The sequence below is a fragment of the Mycobacterium sp. 2YAF39 genome, assembly GCF_052114565.1.
In the GTDB taxonomy this organism is placed as follows: domain Bacteria; phylum Actinomycetota; class Actinomycetes; order Mycobacteriales; family Mycobacteriaceae; genus Mycobacterium.
Map to the genome: position 1 here is coordinate 15,458 of NZ_JBFREZ010000009.1, position 20,250 is coordinate 35,707.

Below are 20,250 nucleotides of genomic sequence, written 5' to 3' on the forward strand. Positions count from 1 at the left end.
ACGGTTGAACGCGGAATTGGACGCCGATCGAGCCGCCGAGCTGACACGGCATCGCCGCGACCTGGCAGTGATCGCGGTGGTGTTCCTGCTGCTGTTCGCGTTCTCCTACAGTGAGGACTTCGTCTTCGCCGTGCTCGACGCAACCGGCCGCGACCACGTCATCGGCTGGCTGATCGGGCTGGTCGGTTTCGACGCGGCCGTGCTGACCGTCGTGGGTCTGCTGAAGCGCGCCATCCTCCGCGCTGACGGTGAGCCGCCGCGGCTGTGGCGATGGTGGTGGGGCGCGTTCGCCGCCGTGATTGTCTTCGACGTGGTCTTAGCGCTTCTGCCAGAAGGGCATCCGCTGTGGATCGACATGGCCGCCTCGGTCACCTTCGCCACACTCATGGGAATCGTGATGATGGCGTCGCTCAACGCCGATCCGCTGACCTTGTTCAGCGGGAGACGGCGCGCGGCGGCACCCACTGATTGGGCGCGGGCCCGAGCCATGGTTCCGCTCGTGATCGGCGCGTTCGCCTGCTACATCGCCGCCACGGCATTCGATGATTTCTTCGATCTCGACACGGTGCGCGAACTCGATGTCGAGACGGCGGCCGAGGTGGCCGCGATGCCGATCGGTGAGCGGCTCGGGGCCATGGCCACGCTTTGCGAGGGTGCCGTCAGTCCCGCGTTCTTCCAGCAGGTCGTCGCCGTCATCCCGCTGCTGTTGCTCACCATCGGCGTGGAGTTCAACTTCTTTCGCCGTGCCCTCGACGAACCCGCCCAGCGCGCGGCCGCGGCAGCGACCGTCGCCGTAATGGCGATCGGGTTGACGATGGCGGTATCGACGCTGCCGTGGGCGGACACCGGATGCGGTGGAGTGCTTGGCTATTGGCACGAGTATCTGACGTTCGTGGTCGCGGTGCAGGGCGTCGTGACAGGCCTCGCGACGCTTTTGTGGCTGCTCGTGACGAGTTCTCCCGACCAGCGCATCGCCGTGGGGGCCGACCATGTCTGAGGTCTCAGTGCGCGGGCGTGGTGATCGCGCGGTGTTCGCGGTCGTATTCCTGATGGTGTTCGTCTTCTCCTACAGCGAGCAGGTTGTCGCGGGCGTGTTTCCTTCGGGCGACGAACAAGTCGCGTGGCGGATCGCTGTCGTGGTCGTCGATGCCGCGGTGCTGGCGATGGTCGGCCTGATGAAACGCAGAGTCGCGGCCGCCGATGGCGATGGGTCGCGGTTGTGGCGGTGGTGGTGGTCGGGCGTCGTCATTCTCATCGCGGTAGACGTGATCCGGCTGTTCCCGACGGACTCCATTCGTCTCGACCTGCTGACGGCTTCCGCGTACGCCATCGCGGTCGGCATGACGATGGCGGCGTCGCTCAACGCCGACCCGCTCGCGTTGTTCAGCACCGCACGTCGCGTCGCACTGCCCAGGGACTGGGTGCGGGTCCGCGCGATCGTCCCGCTGGTGTGCGGTACGTGGCTCTGCTTCATGGCCGCGAGCGCGTTCGTCGGCTACTTCGACGTCGACAGTGTGCGATCGCTCGATCCGGCGACCGCCGCGGAGATCGCCGACCTATCGGTGTCCGAACAGATGGGGGTGCTGTCCCAACTCTGCGAAGGGGCGATCAGCCCGGTGTTCTTCCAGCAGGTCGTAGGTGTGATGCCGGTGTTGTTGCTGACCTTGGGCATCGAATTCAATTATTTCCGAAGGATTTTGAGCGACGCCGGCCAGCGGGCGGCGACGGCGGCGACCGTCACGGTGATGGCGGCCGGCCTGGTCGGAGCGCTCTCGACGCTGCCATGGGATGGCCAGGGGTGCGACGACGTGCTGTCCAGCTGGCATGAGTATGTGGCGTTCCTCTTGGCCGTGCAGGGTATCTTCACCGGTCTGGCGACGCTGGTGTGGGTACTGGTCGCCAGCACGCCCGACGAGCCGGTCAGCGGGGAGACACCGCGCTGAGATTGTCGGCGACCTCGCGTTGCCAGATGCCGTTGGCATGCGTGGTGTCCACCTCGATCTCGAAGCGGTCGGTCATATCGGCGGTGACATCGGCGACGTCGACGTAGAACTGCTCATACCACCGGCGATGCTGGTAGACCGCACCGTCCTCCTCGGTCAGCAGAGGGTTCTCGATCCGCGTCTTGTGTTTCCAGATCTCGACATCCTGGAGGAATCCCTCGCCGAACGACCGGCTCATCGCGCCGGCCAGCTTGGCCGCTTTGTCCGCGGGCAGGCCCGGCACCGCTTGTACGGCGACACCCCACTGGAGCACGAACGAGTCGTGGCTCACGGGGTAGTGGCAGTTGATCAGCGCCACCTCGATGGTGAAGTCCGGTGCGACGTCGTTGTGTAGCCAGTTGATCATGTAGGCGGGCCCGAAGTACGTCGCCTCTGAGCGGAGTTTCGTTCCTTCCCAGAGCTTCTCGTAGTTCTTGGTGAAGTCAGGACGGGCCTTGGACTCCATGAACTGCGTCGCGGTATGACCCTCGATCACATTCTTGAAGTAGGTGGGGTAGGCGTGGTGAATGTAGAAGAAGTGCGCCATGTCGACGTTGTTGTCGACGATCTCGCGGCAGTGCGATCCCTCGATGTGGATCGAGTTCCACGACCACGGCGACCACAGCCCCTCGTCGTACCCGTCGATGGTGGGCGGGAACAGCTCGGCCGGCGGTGCCGAGCCCTGGGGGTCGTGCCAGACGAGCAGCTGACCGTTGACCTCGCCGGTCGGCCAGCGCCGGGTGCGCGCCAGCCGGGGCGTGCGTTTCGCATAGGGCACCAGCGAGCAACGGCCGGTGGAGCCCTGCCAACGCCAGTCGTGGAACGGGCACGCCACTGAATCGCCCTTGACGCTCCCCTGGGACAGGTCGCCACCCATGTGCCTGCAGTAGCCGTCGAGCACCTGCAGGGCGCCCTGCGAGTCGGCGAAAACCACGAGTCGCGTGCCGAATGCGTTGATGCCGTGGGGTTTTCCGTCACGGAAGTCTTCGGCAAGGCCGATGCAGTGCCACCCGCGGGCGAACCGCTGCATGGGCGTACCCATGTCGATCTCGCGAACCTCGTGCGTCGAACTCATCGGGTCACCTCTCCGGGGCTGTGGATCACCAATTTAAGCATATTCGCTTAAATGCGGTCCAGTTCCTATCATCGGTCACGTGAACCGTGGTGAACGGGCCAGGGCCGACATTCTGGACGCGGCCGAACGGCTGATCGCCGAGCGCGGCATCCAGGTGCCGCTGCGCGACATCGCTATTGCGGCAGGCCAGCGGAACAACTCCGCGGTCAACTACCACTTCCGAAATCGCCAGGACCTCATCGACGCGGTCGTCCGGCGTCGGCTCGAGCCGATGGAAGGGGAGCGCGCACAGATGCTCGAGGCGTTGGCTGACGACGCGCACGACGACGTCAGGGCATGGTTGCGCATCATGGTGCTTCCCTTGACCACCGTCGGCAGCCCCTACTACGCCAGGTTCCTGCAGGCGGCGTCGCTCCATCTACGCACCGACGAGTCGCAAGGATCGGTGTGGCCGAAGGTTCTCGCTCGGCTGGCCCATGCCATTCCGACGGGCGACCGCGGCGCCCGCAGGCGGCGGGTCAAGGCAGTCGCGACGACGATGTTCGCGCTCTTGGCCGAGCGTGAGCGTTCGGCTCAGGCGGGTGACGACGTCGGCACCGCCGAGGAGATCATCGCGATGCTGGCCGCTGCGCTCACCACGCCGATGCCGGTAGACGGAACGTTGAGCCGCTAGCGGGAAGTCGGGAACTTCAGCGAGTTTGGCATACCGCGGGCGCTTCACCGCCTAGCCTGTTCAGAGCAAGTGCGGGGGCCCCGTCGGGTAGGGCCTCCGCACTTGCTGCAAGTAGATTGGCTCGTGATTCTTGGAGTTTTCTTGGAGCCCCCGCGGGCCCGGCCCACCGCTCAGCGAGGCTTGGTGGTGGTTGGCGCGGGCGGCGGTGTCACATCCGCTGTCACATCCGGTGCCTGCACCGCATCACCCATGGCGTAGACGTTCTGCGGGGTGATCACCTCGGTGATCGCCTTGGCCACCAACGTGCTGGGTTCCTGGCCTTGATACTCGATGTCGGTGTTGAGGAAAACCACCAGCGCCGTCTGCTTTTCCGGAAGGTAGACCGCGACGGTCTGGTAACCGGGGAGGCTGCCGTTGTGCCCGATCCAGCCGCCGATGTTGAAGATTCCCAAGCCGTATCCGTCGTCGGCGGGCATGCCCGGAGCGGAAACGGTCTGCAGCCGTTGAGCCTGCATCTGCGGTGTCAGCAGCTTTCCCGTCGCCAGCGCGGGCACCCAGGTGTGCATGTCCTCCAGGGTGGAGATCATCGCGCCGGCAGCCCATCCCCAGGACGGGTTCCACTCTGTCGCGGCCGTTTCCGAGTTGTCGGCGTCCTGCACGGTGTAACCGGTCGCATGCGGGTTCGGGAAGGCGTTCGTCGTCGGAAAGCTGGTGTGGCTCATACCCAACGGCGTGGTGATGTGGTCACGGATGTAATCGGGCAGCGATTGACCGCTGACCTTCTCAACGACCAAGCCAAGCAGAATGGTGTTGGTGTTGCAGTACAAGAACCCCTCGCCGGGCGGGAACTTCATCGGTTCGTCGAACGCGTAGTCGAGAAGTTGCTGCGGGGTGAAGTTCTCGAACGGGTCCGCGAAGAAGGCCTGCTGGAAGCCGTTGGAATCGCTGTAGTTGGCCAGTCCGCTCTGCATCCGGGCCAGCTGCCTCAGCGTGATGGTGCCGCCCTCGGGAACCCCGTCGATGTATTTGGCAATCGGATCGTCGAGCCCGAGCTTGCCCTGATCGGCCAGCTGCAGCACGCCGGTCACCGTGAATGTCTTTGTCTGGCTGCCGATTCGGTGGTAGAAGTCCGTCTGCATCGGCGCGCCGCTGGCCTGGTCGGCCACGCCGTACGTCTGCACGTAATTCCCGTCGGGGCCCCAGATCCCGACGATCGCGCCGGGGACGCCCGCCTGGTCCATCGCGTGATCGATGGCGTCGTCGAGGCGCTGCGTGATCTTGGCGTCCATTTCCTTGGCGGCCGGCGCACCCGATGCAGACGTCGTCGACGTGCCCTGCGACGTCGAATCCTGTGCGCATCCGGAAACGAAGAACAGTGCGGCCGCCATCAGAAGCCCGCATCGTCGCAACGCCATTGCCGCCATCGGTTTGGTCCCGTCGTCGAAGTGAGCCTCAGCCGAGCATCACCATATGTGGCACAGAAGGTCCGCGGCGCGGCAACGATGCGCGTCCTGATCTGCGAGACTGAGTCGCCGTGAACGAGCCGTCACCGGAGCCAGACCCGGATCCGGACCCACCAGCCGAATCCGTGCGCGGATGGATGCTGCTCTGTGTCACAGCTGTCGTGGCGGGCGTGGCGATCGGCTTCATCGGCGGCGCCTTCCGCTGGTGCTTGGAGACCGCGGACCGGTTGCGCATCGATCTCGTCGACTGGACGCACGGGTTGCCCGGACCGGGGTGGCTGGTGCCGATGGCCGCGGCGGCGCTCGGCGCGACGCTCGCCGCACTGATCGTGCGGTGGATACCGCTCGCCGCAGGCAGTGGGATCCAGCATGTGGAGGCCGTCTACAAGGGTGATGCCCAACCACCGCTGCTTCCGCTTCTGCCTGCGAAGTTCGTCGGTGGCGTGCTGTCGATGGGGTCCGGGCTCGTGCTGGGTCGCGAAGGTCCAACGGTGCACATGGGTGCGGCGATCGGAGCCGAAACGGCGCAGCGGATCGGGCTGAGCGACTCCGACGTCAGGATGATGCAGACCGCCGTCGGTGGGGCCGGCCTCGCGGTTGCTTTCAACGCGCCGATCGGCGGCACCATGTTCGCGCTCGAAGAGGTGACGAAATCGTTCCGGCTGCAGACGGTGCTCGCCACGCTGATCGCGGCGGCCACTGCCGTCGGCTGTATGCGGTTCATCCTCGGAAACGAGCCGGACTTTCACGTCGAGGTGATCGGGGCGCCTGCGCTCGCGTGGCTACCGCTGTTCGTCGTTTTCGGTCTGCTCACCGGATGCCTTGGCGCGGTGTACAACCGCCTGCTGTTGTGGTTCCTCGATCGTGTCGGCGGAATCCGGCGCATCCCGGCGGTCGCCAAGGCGGCAGTGATCGGCGCCATCATCGGGCTGGCGATGTTCATCTACCCGCTCGCAGTGGGTGGCGGTGACACCCTGACGCAGGCGATTCTCAGCGGGCACGACATCCTGCTCCCCGTCGTCGCCGGAGTGCTCCTGGTGCGGTTCGTCGCAGGCCCGCTGTCGTACTCGGCCGCCGTGCCCGGCGGACTGTTCGCGCCGCTGCTGGCGGTCGGTGCGCTGTGGGGGCTGCTGTTCATCGGGTCCCTCGGCGCCGTATGGCCCGGCGACCTGACACCACTGGCGGTCCCGATGGCGCTGGTCGGCATGGCGTCGTTCTTCGGAGCGACCGTGCGCGCGCCCGTCACCGCCATCGTTCTCGTCATCGAGATGACGGCCACCACCGCGGCGGCCATCCCGATGATTGCCGCCACCGCCGCCGCGGTGCTCGTCGCCAAGCTCACCGGGTCACCGCCTATCTACGACTCTCTGCGAGAGCGGATGTCGCCCGACTTGCGGCACTGAGACCGAGACTCAGAGGGCTATATTCGGTGATCGTGGCCGACTTCGTTCAGCGCACGATAGACATCGCCCGAAACAACGTCGCCGCAGGCGGGCGACCCTTCGCCACCGTCATCGTCCGGGACGGCGAGATACTCGCCGAGAGCCCGAATCTGGTGGCACAGAGCCACGACCCGACCGCCCACGCTGAGATCCTCGCCATTCGTGAGGCGTGTGTCCGGCTGGGTACCGAGCATCTGATCGGCGCCACCATCTACGTGCTGGCGCATCCGTGCCCGATGTGCCTCGGCGCGTTGTACTACTGCTCGCCGGACGAGGTTGTCTTTCTGACCACCCGCGACGCGTACGAGCCGCACTACGTCGACGACCGCAGGTACTTCGAGCTGGACACCTTCTATCAGGAGTTCGCGAAGTCTTGGGAGGAGCGTCGCCTGCCAATGCTCTACGAGCCGCGCGAGGACGCCGTCGATGTGTATCGGCTCTGGCAGGACCGCAACGGCGGCGATCGCCGAGTGTCGGACGCACCGCGATCGCAGTCCTGAGCAGCAAACCCTGACGCAGATATATGCCAACAAGCAGGCAAGTGCAGGATCTGCCCGCCATGTCCTATATCCTGTGCTCTGACCAGGAGATGCGGTGTGCGCCGGTGCGTCGGTGTGATTAACTCGCTACCCTGTTGCGCGGGTTAAGACTGCAGCCTTGCGAGAACAGCCCTGACCGCGTTGCCGGTCGCTTAACAAGAGGTGAGGCTTGGACGAGCAGCTTTGCACTGAGAAGTGGGTCGAACGTGTCGCGATCGTCGCCGCGTCCGGAGAACTCGACATGCTCACGGCCCCGCAACTGAGGGACGCCGTTCAGTCCGCGTTGAGCCAGAACCCCTCCGGTTTGATCGTCGATCTCACTGAGGTCGACTTCCTGGGGTCCGCCGGCATGCAGGTGCTGATGGAGGCGCACAACCAGACGGACGGCTCGGAGGTCCGGTTCGCGGTGGTCGCCGAAGGATCAGCAACCAGTCGGCCACTGAAGATCACGGGCATCGCCGATCTGATCGACCTGTTCTCGTCGTTGGACGACGCTGTGGAGAATCTCACTGCATGACACAGGGCCCGGCGGGGTATTCGTTGGGCAACATGACCAATCAGAGTTTCGCTCTCAGTGCCGCTGACGCGGATTTCGTCTGCGTCGACGCCGCGGACGCGCGCTCCGTGTCCCGTTTGAGGCAGGACCTCGCGCGGTGGCTGCGAACTCAAGTCAAGCTCGATCGCGAAAAGCTCGACGACGTCCTGCTGGCCGTGAACGAAGCGTTGACCAACTCCGCCGAGTTCGCCTACCGGGGACGGCCGCAGCAGGGGACGATGACGTTGCAAGTCCACTACGACGCGCGCGAGGGCGTGCTGCTGGTCCAGGTCTCCGACCAGGGCACCTGGCGCCACGTGGACCCCGCCGATCAACCGAACACCCGCGGTCGTGGCATTCCCTTGATGCGCGCAATGGCCGATGACATCACGATCTCTCGCACGCCGAACGGCACGCACGTGCAGATGCGGTTCGGTGATTGCGCCCGGATTCACGCGCAGGCCTACGCGTCTGTGTGACCCGCTGCCTGCAGTCAGGCCAGCGAAACTCCGAATTCCCAAATTGAGCGCCTCGCCGTCGGAGTCACGTCGGCTGAAATCATCGCCGCTGCCATCGCATGCGAGTTTGCTGCCGTGTCTTCCTGTGATTTACCGCTCAATTTCGATCAGAAACCTAAGAAGCCGTTAGCGGGGCGAAGTGTCAATGTTATCTCGTCGGCAATGAAATATCGCTGTTAGTACAGTTCAGAGCCCTAAATTTTCTCAGAATCCGTACATAACGACTGCATAACGAAATGTTTTCTAAGCGGTGTCTGAGAGGTTGCCGTGCGTTGTCATAGAGCAGAAGTTGCGTCGGAAAGGACCACTGATTTTCGTCGCTACACTCGGTACAGATCGCGCTCCAGAGAGCGCATGTAGACGTAGAAACTAGTGCCGGCGAACGCCCAACCGGCGGAGGTACCGATGAAAATGGCTAACTTTTTGATGCCCAAGAACACCCCTGTGGCAGAAGTGAATGACGAGGCGCACCTGGGTGCGGACGTCAACCGCGTGGCCGCCGTCGATGTGCAGCGTGGCCCGATCGGCGACATCGCCGCGGCCGACGACGGCACGATCGTCGTCACGAACCACGGCGACGACACCGTTTCGCTGCTGAACTCCGGCACCCTCGCGGTGGTCGGCGCCGTTGCCGTTCCCGGCGAGCCGTTCGCGGTCGTCGTCGCGGACGGCCGTGCGTACGTCAGCACCTCGTCGGCGAGTTCCGACGGCATCTCGGTGATCGACACCGTCACGCAGACGGTCGTCGCCAACTATCCGCTGGCCTTCAGCGTGACGGCACTCGCCGCCAGCCCCGACGCGAAGCGCGTGTACGTGGGCCGGACCGGTGACGGCAATGCAGATGTCGTCGTCATCGACACGACCGCGGAGCGAGTCGGCACCATCGACATCGCCACCGGCGCGGGCATCGGCATCGACGCCATCAAGGTCGACCCGACCGGTAAACGGCTGTACGTGGCGACCACCGATGACCGGGGCAGCGCACTCGTCGTGGTCGACACCGAGACGACGCGGGTTCAGCGCACGGTGCCGGTCGGTTCGCCGATCCGCGACATCGCATTCGCCGACGGCATCGCCTACGTCCTCGTATCGGACCGGGCCCGCGGTGGCGCCGTTGAGGTGATCGATCTGTCGACGGGCCGGATCACCGGCACCGCCGAACTCGGACTCGGTGCTCCGACTCAGATGACGGTCAGCGCGGACAACACGCGCGCATACATCGTCGACTACGACAACGTCACGGTGCTGTGCACCCTCACGCTCAAGATCGTGAACCGGATGACCGTCGATGCTCGGCCATCCTGTGTTGCAGTCGATCCCGACGCGGGCCGGCTGTACGTGGCCGATTACGCGGGCGGGGTGACGGAGTTCTCCATCGCGTCTTCGATGCCACTGCTGTACTCGCAGTTCATGGCGTCCGATCCCATCTACGTGCCCGCAGCTGCGGAACTGGAGCCGGTCACCGCCTGACGCTGGCTGTCCGCGAGCTGCGGGTGCACGGCATCGACGGGTTGCGGATCGTGGACGCGTCGGTGATGCCGTCGCTGCCGTCCAACAATCCGCTGGCCACCGTGTACGCCGTCGCCGAGCGGGGCGCCGAGCTGATCCGCCGCGGCTAGTGCCACTGGTAGCGGGTCTTGGGTCGGCCCGCCTTGCCGTAGTCGGTGTGACGGGTGACCGTGCCCTCGTCGGCGAGCCGTTCCAGATATCGCCATGCTGTCACCCGTGACACGCCGACCTGCTTGGCCACTTCGTCGGCCGTGATTCCATCGGTGGAATCCCTTACCGCACGCGCGATTTCGTCGTTGGTGCCTGGCGCTGCACCCTTGGGTGCGGCCCCCCGGTCGGTGATTCGCAGTTCGGCCAGCGCGCGGTCGACCTCGGCCTGGCTCGCGGCCTCGGTGCCTGCGGGCAGCGCCTCGCGATAACGGCGGTATCGCTCGAGCCGGTCGCGAAACGCCGCGAATGTGAACGGTTTCAACAAATACGCCAGCGCTCCTTGACCCACTGCCGCGCGCACCATCTCCAGGTCGCGCTCCGACGTGATCGCGATGATGTCCGGGATCGGCCGTAGCCCGGACAGTCCCGAGGCCAGCGCGATACCGCTGGCGTCGGGCAACCCGATGTCCAGCAGCACCAGGTCGATCGGCGTGTCACTGGCGGCGGCCTCCGATGCGGCGCGCATGGCGTCGCGGGCGGTGTGCGCGACGGCGGCCACCGAAAAGCCCTCGAGCCGTTCGAGGTACGTCTGATGGGCCTCGGCGATCAACGGTTCGTCCTCGACGATCAGCACACTGATCATGAGCCTCCCGCAACCATCACGGTCACCACCGACCCGTAGGTGATGTCAGTGCTCAGGGAGCCGTTGTGGCGCTTGACGACCTGACTGACCAACGCCAGGCCGAGACCGTGATGATCGGATTCACCCTTCGTCGAGTAGCCGCGCTGCATGGCCTTATCGAAGGTGTCGGGGTCCATCCCCGGCCCACTGTCGGCGACACGCAGCGTGAGCGTGTGGTCCACCATCTGCACGGTGACTTCCACCCACGGATCGTCGCGGTCGCAGGCGTCCATGGCGTTGTCGATGAGGTTGCCGACAACGGTGACCATCTCCTGGCCTGTCAGCGGCACCTCGTCGGCATTCGACGGCAGCCGGGTGTCTTCGGTGATCGTGAGCTCGATGCCGCGTTCGTCGGCCTGGGCGGTCTTACCCAGGAGCAGGGCGACCAGGGCGGGCTCGCCGACGGCGCTCGACAGTCTGTCCACGAGCTGCTGGGAGAGCGCGAGCTCCTCGGTCGCGAACCGCACCGCGTCGTCGGGCCTGCCCATCTCGACCATCGTGACGATGGTGTGCAGCTTGTTGGCCGCCTCGTGCGCTTGGGACCGCAGACTGTCGGTCAGCACCTTCAGTGAGCCGAGTTCGCCCAGTGCGCCCTGCAATTCGGTGCGGTCGCGGATCGTCACGACCTCGGACGTATGAGGGTCGGCGACCCGGGACCGGTTCACCACGAGGACACGGTCGGCGGTGACATGCACCTCGTCGCGGGCGCCGGGATCGTAGATGCGCAGAAATTCCGGTAGTCCGGCGCCCTCGACCGGACCCGGCGGGAGTGCGAGCAGCCGGCGTGCCTCGTCGTTGACGAGAGCAACGCCGTTGCGGTCCAACACGATCAGTCCCTCCGATACCGAGTGCAGGATCGCGTCATGGTGTTCGTACATCACCCGCAGCTCGTCGGGTCGCAGCCCGTGCGTCTGGCGTAATAGCCGCCGACGGATCAGCCAGACACCCGCGAGTGAAATAGCCAGTGCGGCAGCGCTTACCGCGGCGATGTCGGGCCATTGGGCGCGCCACCGGTCGGCCAGGCTGGTCTGCAGGATGCCCGCCGAGACCAACCCGACGACGGCGCCCGATGCGTTGCGCACCGGGGCGACGGCACGAATCGACGGGCCCAGCGTGCCGGTGCTGACCTCGCTGAACGTCTCGCCGTGCAGGGCGGGTTCGATGCTGCCGATGTACTTTCCGCCGATCTGGGTCGGATCGGTGTGGGTGAACCTCGTCCGATCCGTCGACATGATGGTGATGAAGGCGATGTCGGTATGCGTGCGAACGGCTTCGGTGACCGGTTGCAGAATCTCGGTGGCCCTTCCGGATTCGATCGCCTGCGCTGTCGACGGCGAGTCGGCCAGCGACGTGGCGATGCCGAGGACCTGCTCGCGAGCCGCTTCGTCACCGTCGCGCCGGGCGTCGAGAAATGCCAGCGCGCTGGCGGCCAGTACCACCACCGCGACCACGATGATCTGAAGTGCGATCGCCTGCCCGGCGAGCGATCGGGGCACGAGGCGGGTCAAGCGCCCAGTTCCTCTGCAGCGACGGCGAATATGTCGTGTGCCGCACCGACCGCCACGAAGTGCCCGGCTCCATGAACGGGATGCCACACCGCACCGGGCATCGCATCGGCGACGGCCTTGTTGATGGGATCCGGTACGAGCCTGTCGTCCAGTCCCTGCCACATGTGGACCGGTCGCTCGATGGTATCGAGGTCGAAAGCCCATCGCCGATAAAGGAGTTCCGCATCGCGTACGAGTCCTCCGGAACCGTGGGCGAAGCATTCGGCGCAGGTCTCTCCGAAAGCTGTTGCGACGTCCGGTCGAAGCAGGATCTGCTGGTCGTAGTCGTTGACACTGTTGCGCACCTGCTTGACGAACGACGCCGGGAAGCGTCTGGCCGTGAAGCCGAGGCTGGCGTACATGAGTCGGAACGCGGGCTTGAAACTCAGCGCGAGCCTTCCCCCGAGCGCGTCGATCTTCGAAAGATATTGCGCCGCCGAGTTGTCGCCGAACGCTCCGTAACTTCCCGGCGCGATGCTGCTGACGTGGCGTAGCCGGGCGGGATCGATGTAGGCGGCCGCGGCGAGTGCCCACGGGCCGCCCTCCGACCAGCCGGTCACCCCGAATTCGCGGTATCCCAGCGTGTCGGCGACCGCGACCAGGTCGTCTGCCCACCCGGAGTAGGTGCGCGTCTTCTGGGTGCTGGACTGTCCCATGCCGGGGCGGTCGACGCCTATCAGCCGGATCCCGCTCGCCGATGCCGCCTCCGACAGCAGGCGAACCTCGAGCCGGCTACTCGGGCCGCCGTGGTTGTGGATGACCAGCGGGCCGACGGGATCACCGGTTTCCAGGTATGCCAGGCGACGGCCGTCCGAGGTCGCGACGTGCGCAAACCCGTGGTCGGCCATGTCGCGAACCTACTTCCGAAAATCGATACCGAACTTAATGAACAAAAGCGTGACCTGGCTCACGTTGCGGTCGACCCTACATACAGATCACAAACGTCGACCCGGAGGTAACCATGACGGTCCCTGACCGCAAAACAACGGACGCGCCGCGCAAGCGCGACCGGACCCACTGGCTTTACATCGCAGTAATCGCCGCCGTGTTCGCAGGCGTCGCGGTCGGCATCCTGGCCCCCGGGGTCGGCAAGAGCGTCGGCGTACTGGGCACGATGTTCGTCGACCTGATCAAGATGATGATCGCGCCGGTCATCTTCTGCACGATCGTGTTGGGCATCGGATCCGTTCGCAAGGCGGCGACGGTCGGCAAGGTCGGCGGCCTGGCATTCGTGTACTTCCTCGTCATGTCCACTTTCGCGCTGGCGATCGGGCTGGTGGTCGGCAACCTCCTGCACCCGGGCAGCGGGATGCACATCACCGAGAGCGCGTCGGGCAAGGGTGCCGAACTCGCCGAGACGGCCCACGAATCCGGTGGCCTGCTGGACTTCGTCCAGGGCATCATCCCGGACACGTTGTTCTCGTCGTTGACGACAGGCAGCGTGCTGCAGGCACTATTCGTCGCCCTGCTGGTCGGCTTCGCGCTTCAGGCGATGGGCAGCGCGGGAGAGCCGGTCCTTCGCGGCGTCGAGCACCTGCAGAAGCTGGTGTTCAAGGTCCTCGTGATGATCCTCTGGCTGGCCCCGATCGGCGCGTTCGGCGCGATCGCCAACGTCGTCGGCCAGACCGGGTGGACCGCGGTGACCCAGTTGCTCACTCTCATGCTCGGCTTCTACATCACATGCCTGCTGTTCGTGTTCGGCATCCTGGGCACGTTGTTGCGCGTGGTGTCGGGTGTCTCGATCTTCAAGCTGGTCCGGTATCTGGCGCGCGAGTACCTGTTGATCTTCTCGACCTCGTCGTCGGAGTCCGCGCTGCCGCGATTGATCGCCAAGATGGAGCACCTGGGCGTGGAACGAAGCACCGTCGGGGTCGTCGTGCCGACCGGCTACTCGTTCAATTTGGACGGCACGGCGATCTACTTGACCATGGCGTCGCTGTTCATCGCCGACGCACTGGGCAGCCCGCTGTCGGTCGGTGAGCAGATCGGTCTGCTGGTGTTCATGATGGTCGCATCGAAGGGCGCCGCCGGCGTCACCGGTGCCGGGCTGGCCACGCTGGCAGGCGGTCTGCAGAGCCACCGTCCCGACCTGCTCGACGGTGTCGGGCTGATCGTGGGCATCGACCGGTTCATGTCCGAGGCCCGCGCGGTGACGAACTTCTCCGGCAACGCCGTCGCCACCATCCTCGTCGGCTCGTGGACGAAGACCATCGACAAAGACCGCGTGGACGCCGTGCTGCGTGGCGAGGATCCGTTCGACGAGTTGACGATGGTCGACGACGATCGCGCCACAGGGGAGGAGCGGGTCCCGGTACCCGCCTAGCCAACCGAATGAAAGACCCGGCCGTTCCCCCCGCGGCCGGGTCTTTTCGGCGTCTGAGAACTTTTCTCGAATTGCTTTGAACCTCTTTCGGGGGTGTCCCGTCGTACCGCGTGAAGGCCACCGGGGCCTGCACGAAACACGAAGGGAGGCGCGGTCATGCGCGCAACACTTTTGATCCTGACGGGAATCGCCGCTGCAGCATGCGGAATCCTCCAGCTGCCGGCTGCCATTGCGTCCGCCCAGGAGTCCGCACAACTGACCATCTCGACGTTGGAAGCACAGGGCTTCGATGTGAAGGTCAACCGATTCGGCAGCGCACCGCTGGACCAGTGCGTCATCACCGACATCGGAAACGCCAGGAACCGAACCGAATTGCGCCGCCGGGGCAACGATCTGATCGAGGTCGTCACGGCACGCAACATCACCGTCACCGCCGATTGCTCGCGGCGCTGACATCCCTCACAAGAAGCCCGGCCGGCATGACCGGCCGGGCTTCTTCCAGTCCGATATCGCCGAAGCCGTCGCATTTCTTGCGGGCCCGGCCCGGTGGGTCAACGGCCAGGTGATCTACGTCAACGGCGGCGTCGCGTAGTCGGTCAGCGTGAGCAGTCCAGCGACACCGAGATCGGCTGGCTGGTCACCTGCGGGAACAGCACACCGCTCTCGTTGCCTCCGAGCAACGGCACCAGCTGCGAGAACTGCTGCGGGTTGCGGACACTCGTGACCACGCAATCCGACAGCGGAGCGGTGCCGATCTTGTCGATGGTGACGTTGTAGCCCTCTTTCTGCAGCTCCTGGATCGTCTCCTGCGCTGACTTGCCGTCGTCGGCCGACGCAAGGCCGGCCGACATCGCGAGCGCGCATGCGCCGAGTGCTCCGGCGCCGATGATCCAGGTTGTCCGCATCGGTCGATTGTCCCTCATCAGCGTTCGGCGCGCTGGTAAGCGGTCACAACTGCCGCGCCCCCCAGTCCGATGTTGTGCTGCAGAGCGGCGGTGACGCCGTCGACCTGCCGTTTGTCGGCGGTGCCCCGCAGTTGCCACGTCAGCTCGGCGCACTGCGCCAGGCCGGTGGCTCCCAGGGGATGGCCCTTGGAGATGAGCCCGCCCGACGGGTTGACCACCCAGCGACCGCCGTACGTCGTGTCGTTGTTGTCGATCAGCTTGGGGGCCTCACCCACGCCGCACAGTCCCAGCGCCTCGTACAGCAGCAGTTCGTTGGCCGAGAAGCAGTCGTGCAGCTCGATCACCTGGAAATCTGACGGACCCAGACCCGACTGGTCGTAAACCTGTTGGGAGGCTTGAACGTTCATGTCGTAGCCGATGATGTTCTTGGCGCTGCCATCGAAGGTGCTCTCGAAGTCGGTGGTCATCGCCTGCCCGACGATCTCGACGGCCTGACCGGCCAACCCGTGCTTGTCGACGAACTCCTCGCTCGCCAGGATCGCCGCGCCCGACCCGTCGGACGTCGGCGAGCACTGCAGCTTGGTCACCGGATCGGAGATCATCTTCGCCGCCAGGATGTCGTCGAGCGTGTACTCCTCCTGGAACTGCGCGTACGGGTTGTTCACCGAGTGCTTGTGGTTCTTGTAGCCGATTTTCGCGAAATGCTCTGCGGTGGTCCCGTGTTCACGCATGTGCTCGCGGCCTGCTGCGGCGAACATCCACGGGGCGACCGGGAAGGCGAACTCGTCGATCTCCACCAGCGCCTTGATGTGACGGCCCAGAGGTGACTCGCGGTCCTCCGCGCCGCCTTGCAGGGCGCCGGGCTGCATCTTCTCGAAGCCGAGGGCGATGGTGCAGTCGGCCAGGCCGCCGCGAATCGTCTGTGCGGCAAGGAATAACGCCGTGGATCCCGTCGAACAGTTGTTGTTCACGTTGACGATCGGGATGCCCGTCATACCCAGTTCGTAGAGGGCGCGATTGCCCGATGTCGAGTCGCCCGAGCAGTATCCGACGTATCCCTGCTGTACTTCGGAGAAGTCGACGCCGGCGTCCTCGAGCGCTTTGGTGCCCGACTCGCGGGCCATATCCGGATAGTCCCAGCCTTCGCGGCGTCCCGGCTTCTCGAATTTCGTCATTCCGACGCCGACGACGAACACCTTGTTTGATCCGGCGGTTGGCATGCCACGTCCCTTCGCTGTGTCTGCGATGACAGAAACACATAGCGGAGAAACTGTCTAGCCCGCCTAGCGGCTCGGGTTGTGGTGCGGGGGCCCCGCCGCCGCAGCGGGGCCCCCGCGATCGGGGGAGGTCTAGCTGAACAGCGGTCCGTACTCGGGGCAGTAGTTGTGGACCGCGGAGACGACGAAGGTCGCGACCTGGTCGGTGGTCAGGTCGGTGGCGTCCTTGATCTGCAAGCCGAGGTCGACGGGGTCGGCGCCGCCGTCGATGGCACCGCAGACGTCGTGGGCGACGGAGATCGCGGACTGCGGGCTGTCGTACGAGATGTCCTGTGCGGTGATGTCGGTGAGGAAGTTGTCGTCAGACGAGCTCATCGCGGCGGCGTTGCCTGCAGCGGCGAATGCGGCCAGTCCGAGCGCACCCGCGACGAGCGCGGTGCCTGCGAACTTGGTGACTCCGTTGCGAGCGAACATGTGGACTCCTGTGATGTCGGTTCGTTCCGGTTGTTTTCCGGTTCGACATCAGAGTCGGACAGCGCCCTTGATGGATCCTTGTCAGATTCTTGGCGACGATCGACAAGCGATTTCGGCGTGCTCGGTCACGCTGAGCGAGACCCAGCACGCCGAAATCACACGGGTCAGGCGAACTTCAGCCACCAGTTGTGCAGACCCGGGAGGTCGGTGCCCTGCGCGTCGCCGAGCAACAGGTTCGTGTTGAACGTCCACGTCACGTCCTGGTTGCCGTTGAAGACACCGCAGGCGATCCGGCCCTCGACCTTGTCGGGGGTTTCGGTGAAGTGCCACGTCGTCGGCGATTCGGCATTGCTGTTCGGGCATGTCACCAGTTCCGAGTTCGCCGCGACGGAGTCGTCGAAGGCCCTGTCGAGGGCCGCCTGGTCGGCGAACAGCGAATACCGGGCGTTGTCGGGGCCGCCCTCGGGTGACGCCGCACCGCAGTCGACGGTCGCCAGGGCGCCGGTAGCCGGTGGACTCGCCGCCTCGCACACGCCCGCGTCATAGCCGCGCGGCAGGATCGACAGCAGCTTCGCGTCGAAGGAGTCCGGATTCCCGGTTGTCGGCGGTGGTGTCCGCGGTGTCCGGCTGGTGGTCCGTTGGCTGGACGAGGGCGACGTGGCGGTGGTCGACGTACCCGTGCCGTTCGACGACGAGTCGTCGTCCTTGGTGATCAACCAGATGCCCACCGCGCCGAGGACCAGCACGAACACCGCACCGACGGCCGCCAGCGGAATCCATGGAATCTTCGATCCGCCGGACGGCGGCTGCTGAGGTGGACCGGGGGGCGGAGGCGCCGTCGACCACATCGGCCCGCTCGGCGGCCCACTCGGGGGAGCCGTGTGGAACGCCGCGGCGTGGGGGCCGGACGGCGGCGGAGTATGTGCGCTCGGGAACGACGCCGGCGTCGGCGGCGGTCCCGGTGGCGGCGTATGTGAGAGGTGTGGCGGCATCGGCGCAATCGGATACCGCGGCGTACTGGGCAGAGACGTCGGCGGCACGGGCTTGGTCGCCGCCTCGCTGCGCTGCAGAATCGTCGCGGCCTGATCCTGCTCCTGATGGGTCAGCGCGGCGGTGGCGGCCACGGCCAGGTCACCGGCGCTGGCGTAGCGATCACCGGGCTTCTTCGCCATACCGCGGGCGATCACGTCGTCGAACCTGCCAGGAATCCCCGGCCGTTCCACGCTCGGCTTGGGGATGGGCTGCATCAGGTGGGCCGTGATGATCACGCTCACGCTGTCGCCGGGATACGGCTGCCCCCCGGTGAGGCATTCGTGCAGGACACACGCCAACGCGTAGATGTCGGCCCGGTAGGTCACCTCGTCGCTGGTGAACCGTTCCGGTGCCATATAGGCGTACGTGCCGACGGCGGTACCGAGCTCGGTGAGCTTCTCGTCGGTGGCGGCGTTGGCGATGCCGAAGTCGACCAGGTACGCGAAGTCGTCGCGGGTGATGATGACGTTCTCGGGTTTGACGTCGCGGTGCATGACGCCGCTTTCGTGCGCAGCATCGAGCGCTGACGCGATCTGCCGCACGATCGCCACCGCCCGCGCGGGCGTCAGCGGCCCATACGCCTTGAGCATCTTGCGAAGGTCTTTGCCGTCGATCATGCGCATGTCGACGTACAGCAGCCCGTCGATCTCGCCGTAGTCGTGGATCGGCACGACGTGCGGTTCCTGCAGCCGGCCGGCGGAATGCGCTTCGCGCTGCAGCCGCTTGCGGAACACCGGGTCGTTTGACGCCGACTCCGGCAACAGCTTCAGCGCGACGACGCGGTCCTTGACCGTGTCCTCGGCCTCGTAGACCTCGCCCATGCCGCCCTTGCCCAGCAGGCGCCGGAGTTTGTAGGGGCCGATCTGCGAACCAACGCGTGACTCCTTTTCGGGGTCGCTCATCGGTCTTCTCCTCAGGGTGTGTTGCCGGGCAAACACACCCTAATGCCGCGCTAGGCCGGACGCGGCTCGATCTCGAACGTGAACTCGTGATCGCAGATGCGGATGGCATCGCCGTCGCCGAGGGTCGCGGTGCCCCGAATTCGCTCTCCTCGCACGTCAATGCCGTTGGCCGAGCGCAAATCGGTGATCACGAAGCTGGTGCCGGTATCGATGATCACGGCATGGTGACGACTGACATTGTTGTCGTCGAGCACGATGTCGTTGTCGGACAAGCGTCCGATTCTGGTGGCCGTCGCCGAAAGTGGATAGGCGCGCCCCGACGCCGACCGCAGCGTCGCCAGCGCGGCCGCCGCATTGACCGATGTCCGCATGTCGATGTCGTTGACCTGGTGCACGGCCGTGGTCCTGGCGGCCTTCTTCACGTCCAGCGACTCCTGCCGAAGGATCTTCTCGTGCAGCGCGCGCACGGTCGGTCCCGGGTCGATGCCGAGGTCCTCGGCGAGTGTGGACTTCAGCCGCTGGTAGGCGTCCAGCGCCTCCGACTGGCGTTCGGCTTCGTAGTAGGCGGTGATCAACTGTGCCCACACCGGTTCGCGATACGGATACTCGACTGTCAGGCTTTCAAGCTCGCCGATAACGGCATAGGCACGGCCACAAGCGATTTCGGCTCCAGCCCGGGTGGTGTGCGCGACCACCTTGTCCTCGGTGAGGGCGGTGGCGAACACGTTGACGAATTGAAACATGCGCAGGTCGTCGAGGACGGGTCCGCGCCACTCGGCCAGTGCGTCGGTCAGGTGCCTGCTGGCCTCCTCGAAGCGGCCTGCCGCCGCGGCGTGCACGCCTGCGGCCTTCTCCGCCACGAATCGGCCGATATCGCAGTTGGTGTCGGCGGCGTTGAGCCGATACCCCGGCGGTGCATTGACCAAGACCGACTTGTGGTCAGCGCCCGCTTTGGCGACCAGCTTGCGCAGGTTCGAGATGTAGGAGTGCAGGCTGGCCCTGGCTTCGGCGGGCGGGCCTTCCTCCCACGCCCCGGCGATCAAGGCGTCGATGGACACCGGCCGATTGCGGTTCATCACCAGCATCGCCAGCACGGCCCGCAGCTTCGGGGTGCCCAGCATCACGGGCGTGCCGTCCACCGTCATCTGCAGCGGTCCGAGCACGTCGAACTCAATCTTGATCGAAGCCATCACGCACGTTCTATCGCGAACCGGCGCGGTGTGGCCAGACATGGTCTGAAATCGGGGGCAATTTCCTCTACCGCGGCGGCGCGGCGAGCGGC

Annotated in this window: 21 protein-coding genes and 1 pseudogene; 12 read left to right on the plus strand and 10 right to left on the minus strand. The window is 65.6% G+C overall.

The annotated features are described in order from the left end of the window. Nucleotides 1-4: 4 nt before the first annotated feature. Complete coding sequence (locus tag AB4Z42_RS23035; protein WP_442011552.1) at nucleotides 5-997, plus strand: hypothetical protein; 993 nt, start codon at nucleotides 5-7, stop codon at nucleotides 995-997. After that, nucleotides 990-1,943 carry a hypothetical protein gene (locus AB4Z42_RS23040; protein ID WP_442011553.1) on the plus strand — a complete coding sequence of 318 codons (954 nt, stop codon included), beginning with the start codon at nucleotides 990-992 and terminating at the stop codon, nucleotides 1,941-1,943. Before AB4Z42_RS23035 ends, AB4Z42_RS23040 begins: the two co-directional genes overlap by 8 nt. On the opposite strand, the gene AB4Z42_RS23045 is transcribed toward AB4Z42_RS23040, so the two are convergent. After that, nucleotides 1,921-3,057 carry a Rieske 2Fe-2S domain-containing protein gene (locus AB4Z42_RS23045; RefSeq protein ID WP_442011554.1) on the minus strand — a complete coding sequence of 379 codons (1,137 nt, stop codon included), beginning with the start codon at nucleotides 3,055-3,057 and terminating at the stop codon, nucleotides 1,921-1,923. The two genes, AB4Z42_RS23040 and AB4Z42_RS23045, sit on opposite strands and share 23 nt — an antisense overlap. Before the next feature lie 79 nt (nucleotides 3,058-3,136). Here AB4Z42_RS23045 and AB4Z42_RS23050 point away from each other — a divergent pair, with 79 nt between their 5' ends. Further along, a complete protein-coding gene (locus tag AB4Z42_RS23050) occupies nucleotides 3,137-3,730 on the plus strand; it encodes a TetR/AcrR family transcriptional regulator (protein ID WP_442011555.1) in 594 nt (197 codons plus the stop codon). 170 nt (nucleotides 3,731-3,900) lie between these two features. Here AB4Z42_RS23050 and AB4Z42_RS23055 read toward each other — a convergent pair whose 3' ends face one another. Then, the gene (locus tag AB4Z42_RS23055) at nucleotides 3,901-5,154 is read right to left on the minus strand and encodes a serine hydrolase domain-containing protein (RefSeq protein WP_442011556.1); all 1,254 of its coding nucleotides are present in this window, start codon (nucleotides 5,152-5,154) and stop codon (nucleotides 3,901-3,903) included. A gap of 176 nt (nucleotides 5,155-5,330) precedes the next feature. Between AB4Z42_RS23055 and AB4Z42_RS23060 the strand changes: the two genes are divergently transcribed. From AB4Z42_RS23060 to AB4Z42_RS23085, 6 genes are all read left to right on the plus strand, one after another. Further along, on the plus strand, nucleotides 5,331-6,596 hold the full coding sequence (locus AB4Z42_RS23060; RefSeq protein ID WP_442011710.1) for a ClC family H(+)/Cl(-) exchange transporter: 1,266 nt from the start codon (nucleotides 5,331-5,333) through the stop codon (nucleotides 6,594-6,596). A gap of 32 nt (nucleotides 6,597-6,628) precedes the next feature. Continuing rightward, nucleotides 6,629-7,135: a nucleoside deaminase gene (locus tag AB4Z42_RS23065; protein WP_442011557.1), complete on the plus strand. Its 507-nt coding sequence runs from the start codon at nucleotides 6,629-6,631 to the stop codon at nucleotides 7,133-7,135. A gap of 208 nt (nucleotides 7,136-7,343) precedes the next feature. Next, nucleotides 7,344-7,691: an STAS domain-containing protein gene (locus tag AB4Z42_RS23070; protein ID WP_442011558.1), complete on the plus strand. Its 348-nt coding sequence runs from the start codon at nucleotides 7,344-7,346 to the stop codon at nucleotides 7,689-7,691. After that, complete coding sequence (locus AB4Z42_RS23075; RefSeq protein ID WP_442011559.1) at nucleotides 7,688-8,188, plus strand: ATP-binding protein; 501 nt, start codon at nucleotides 7,688-7,690, stop codon at nucleotides 8,186-8,188. Before AB4Z42_RS23070 ends, AB4Z42_RS23075 begins: the two co-directional genes overlap by 4 nt. Before the next feature lie 444 nt (nucleotides 8,189-8,632). Further along, on the plus strand, nucleotides 8,633-9,697 hold the full coding sequence (locus AB4Z42_RS23080) for a hypothetical protein (RefSeq protein ID WP_442011560.1): 1,065 nt from the start codon (nucleotides 8,633-8,635) through the stop codon (nucleotides 9,695-9,697). 23 nt (nucleotides 9,698-9,720) lie between these two features. Next, complete coding sequence (locus tag AB4Z42_RS23085) at nucleotides 9,721-9,846, plus strand: GMC oxidoreductase (protein WP_442011561.1); 126 nt, start codon at nucleotides 9,721-9,723, stop codon at nucleotides 9,844-9,846. Here the strand turns inward: AB4Z42_RS23085 and AB4Z42_RS23090 are convergent. Genes AB4Z42_RS23090 through AB4Z42_RS23100 form a run of 3 tightly spaced genes read right to left on the minus strand, consistent with a single transcriptional unit; the run spans nucleotide 9,843 to nucleotide 12,963 of the window. Further along, nucleotides 9,843-10,529 (minus strand): response regulator, encoded by a 687-nt coding sequence (locus AB4Z42_RS23090; protein ID WP_442011562.1) that lies wholly within the window; start codon nucleotides 10,527-10,529, stop codon nucleotides 9,843-9,845. The genes AB4Z42_RS23085 and AB4Z42_RS23090 overlap by 4 nt on opposite strands. After that, the gene (locus AB4Z42_RS23095; protein WP_442011563.1) at nucleotides 10,526-12,076 is read right to left on the minus strand and encodes a sensor histidine kinase; all 1,551 of its coding nucleotides are present in this window, start codon (nucleotides 12,074-12,076) and stop codon (nucleotides 10,526-10,528) included. The genes AB4Z42_RS23090 and AB4Z42_RS23095 overlap by 4 nt, the downstream gene beginning before the upstream one ends. Further along, a complete protein-coding gene (locus AB4Z42_RS23100; protein WP_442011564.1) occupies nucleotides 12,073-12,963 on the minus strand; it encodes an alpha/beta fold hydrolase in 891 nt (296 codons plus the stop codon). Before AB4Z42_RS23100 ends, AB4Z42_RS23095 begins: the two co-directional genes overlap by 4 nt. Before the next feature lie 113 nt (nucleotides 12,964-13,076). Here AB4Z42_RS23100 and AB4Z42_RS23105 point away from each other — a divergent pair, with 113 nt between their 5' ends. From AB4Z42_RS23105 to AB4Z42_RS23115, 3 genes and pseudogenes are all read left to right on the plus strand, one after another. Next, on the plus strand, nucleotides 13,077-14,438 hold the full coding sequence (locus AB4Z42_RS23105) for a cation:dicarboxylate symporter family transporter (protein ID WP_442011565.1): 1,362 nt from the start codon (nucleotides 13,077-13,079) through the stop codon (nucleotides 14,436-14,438). Nucleotides 14,439-14,594: 156 nt separating this feature from the next. Beyond that, on the plus strand, nucleotides 14,595-14,891 hold the full coding sequence (locus tag AB4Z42_RS23110; RefSeq protein ID WP_442011566.1) for a hypothetical protein: 297 nt from the start codon (nucleotides 14,595-14,597) through the stop codon (nucleotides 14,889-14,891). Nucleotides 14,892-14,940: 49 nt separating this feature from the next. Further along, nucleotides 14,941-15,030 (plus strand): annotated as a pseudogene (locus AB4Z42_RS23115) (3-ketoacyl-ACP reductase); the annotation flags it as partial. 4 nt (nucleotides 15,031-15,034) lie between these two features. Here AB4Z42_RS23115 and AB4Z42_RS23120 read toward each other — a convergent pair. From AB4Z42_RS23120 to AB4Z42_RS23140, 5 genes are all read right to left on the minus strand, one after another. Next, complete coding sequence (locus AB4Z42_RS23120; protein WP_442011567.1) at nucleotides 15,035-15,343, minus strand: hypothetical protein; 309 nt, start codon at nucleotides 15,341-15,343, stop codon at nucleotides 15,035-15,037. Between the two features lie 17 nt (nucleotides 15,344-15,360). Next, on the minus strand, nucleotides 15,361-16,563 hold the full coding sequence (locus AB4Z42_RS23125; RefSeq protein WP_442011568.1) for a lipid-transfer protein: 1,203 nt from the start codon (nucleotides 16,561-16,563) through the stop codon (nucleotides 15,361-15,363). Nucleotides 16,564-16,692: 129 nt separating this feature from the next. After that, a complete protein-coding gene (locus AB4Z42_RS23130; protein WP_442011569.1) occupies nucleotides 16,693-17,034 on the minus strand; it encodes a DUF732 domain-containing protein in 342 nt (113 codons plus the stop codon). Between the two features lie 164 nt (nucleotides 17,035-17,198). Continuing rightward, nucleotides 17,199-18,968: a serine/threonine-protein kinase gene (locus AB4Z42_RS23135; RefSeq protein ID WP_442011570.1), complete on the minus strand. Its 1,770-nt coding sequence runs from the start codon at nucleotides 18,966-18,968 to the stop codon at nucleotides 17,199-17,201. A gap of 50 nt (nucleotides 18,969-19,018) precedes the next feature. Then, complete coding sequence (locus tag AB4Z42_RS23140) at nucleotides 19,019-20,158, minus strand: BTAD domain-containing putative transcriptional regulator (RefSeq protein WP_442011571.1); 1,140 nt, start codon at nucleotides 20,156-20,158, stop codon at nucleotides 19,019-19,021. Nucleotides 20,159-20,250: the final 92 nt, after the last annotated feature.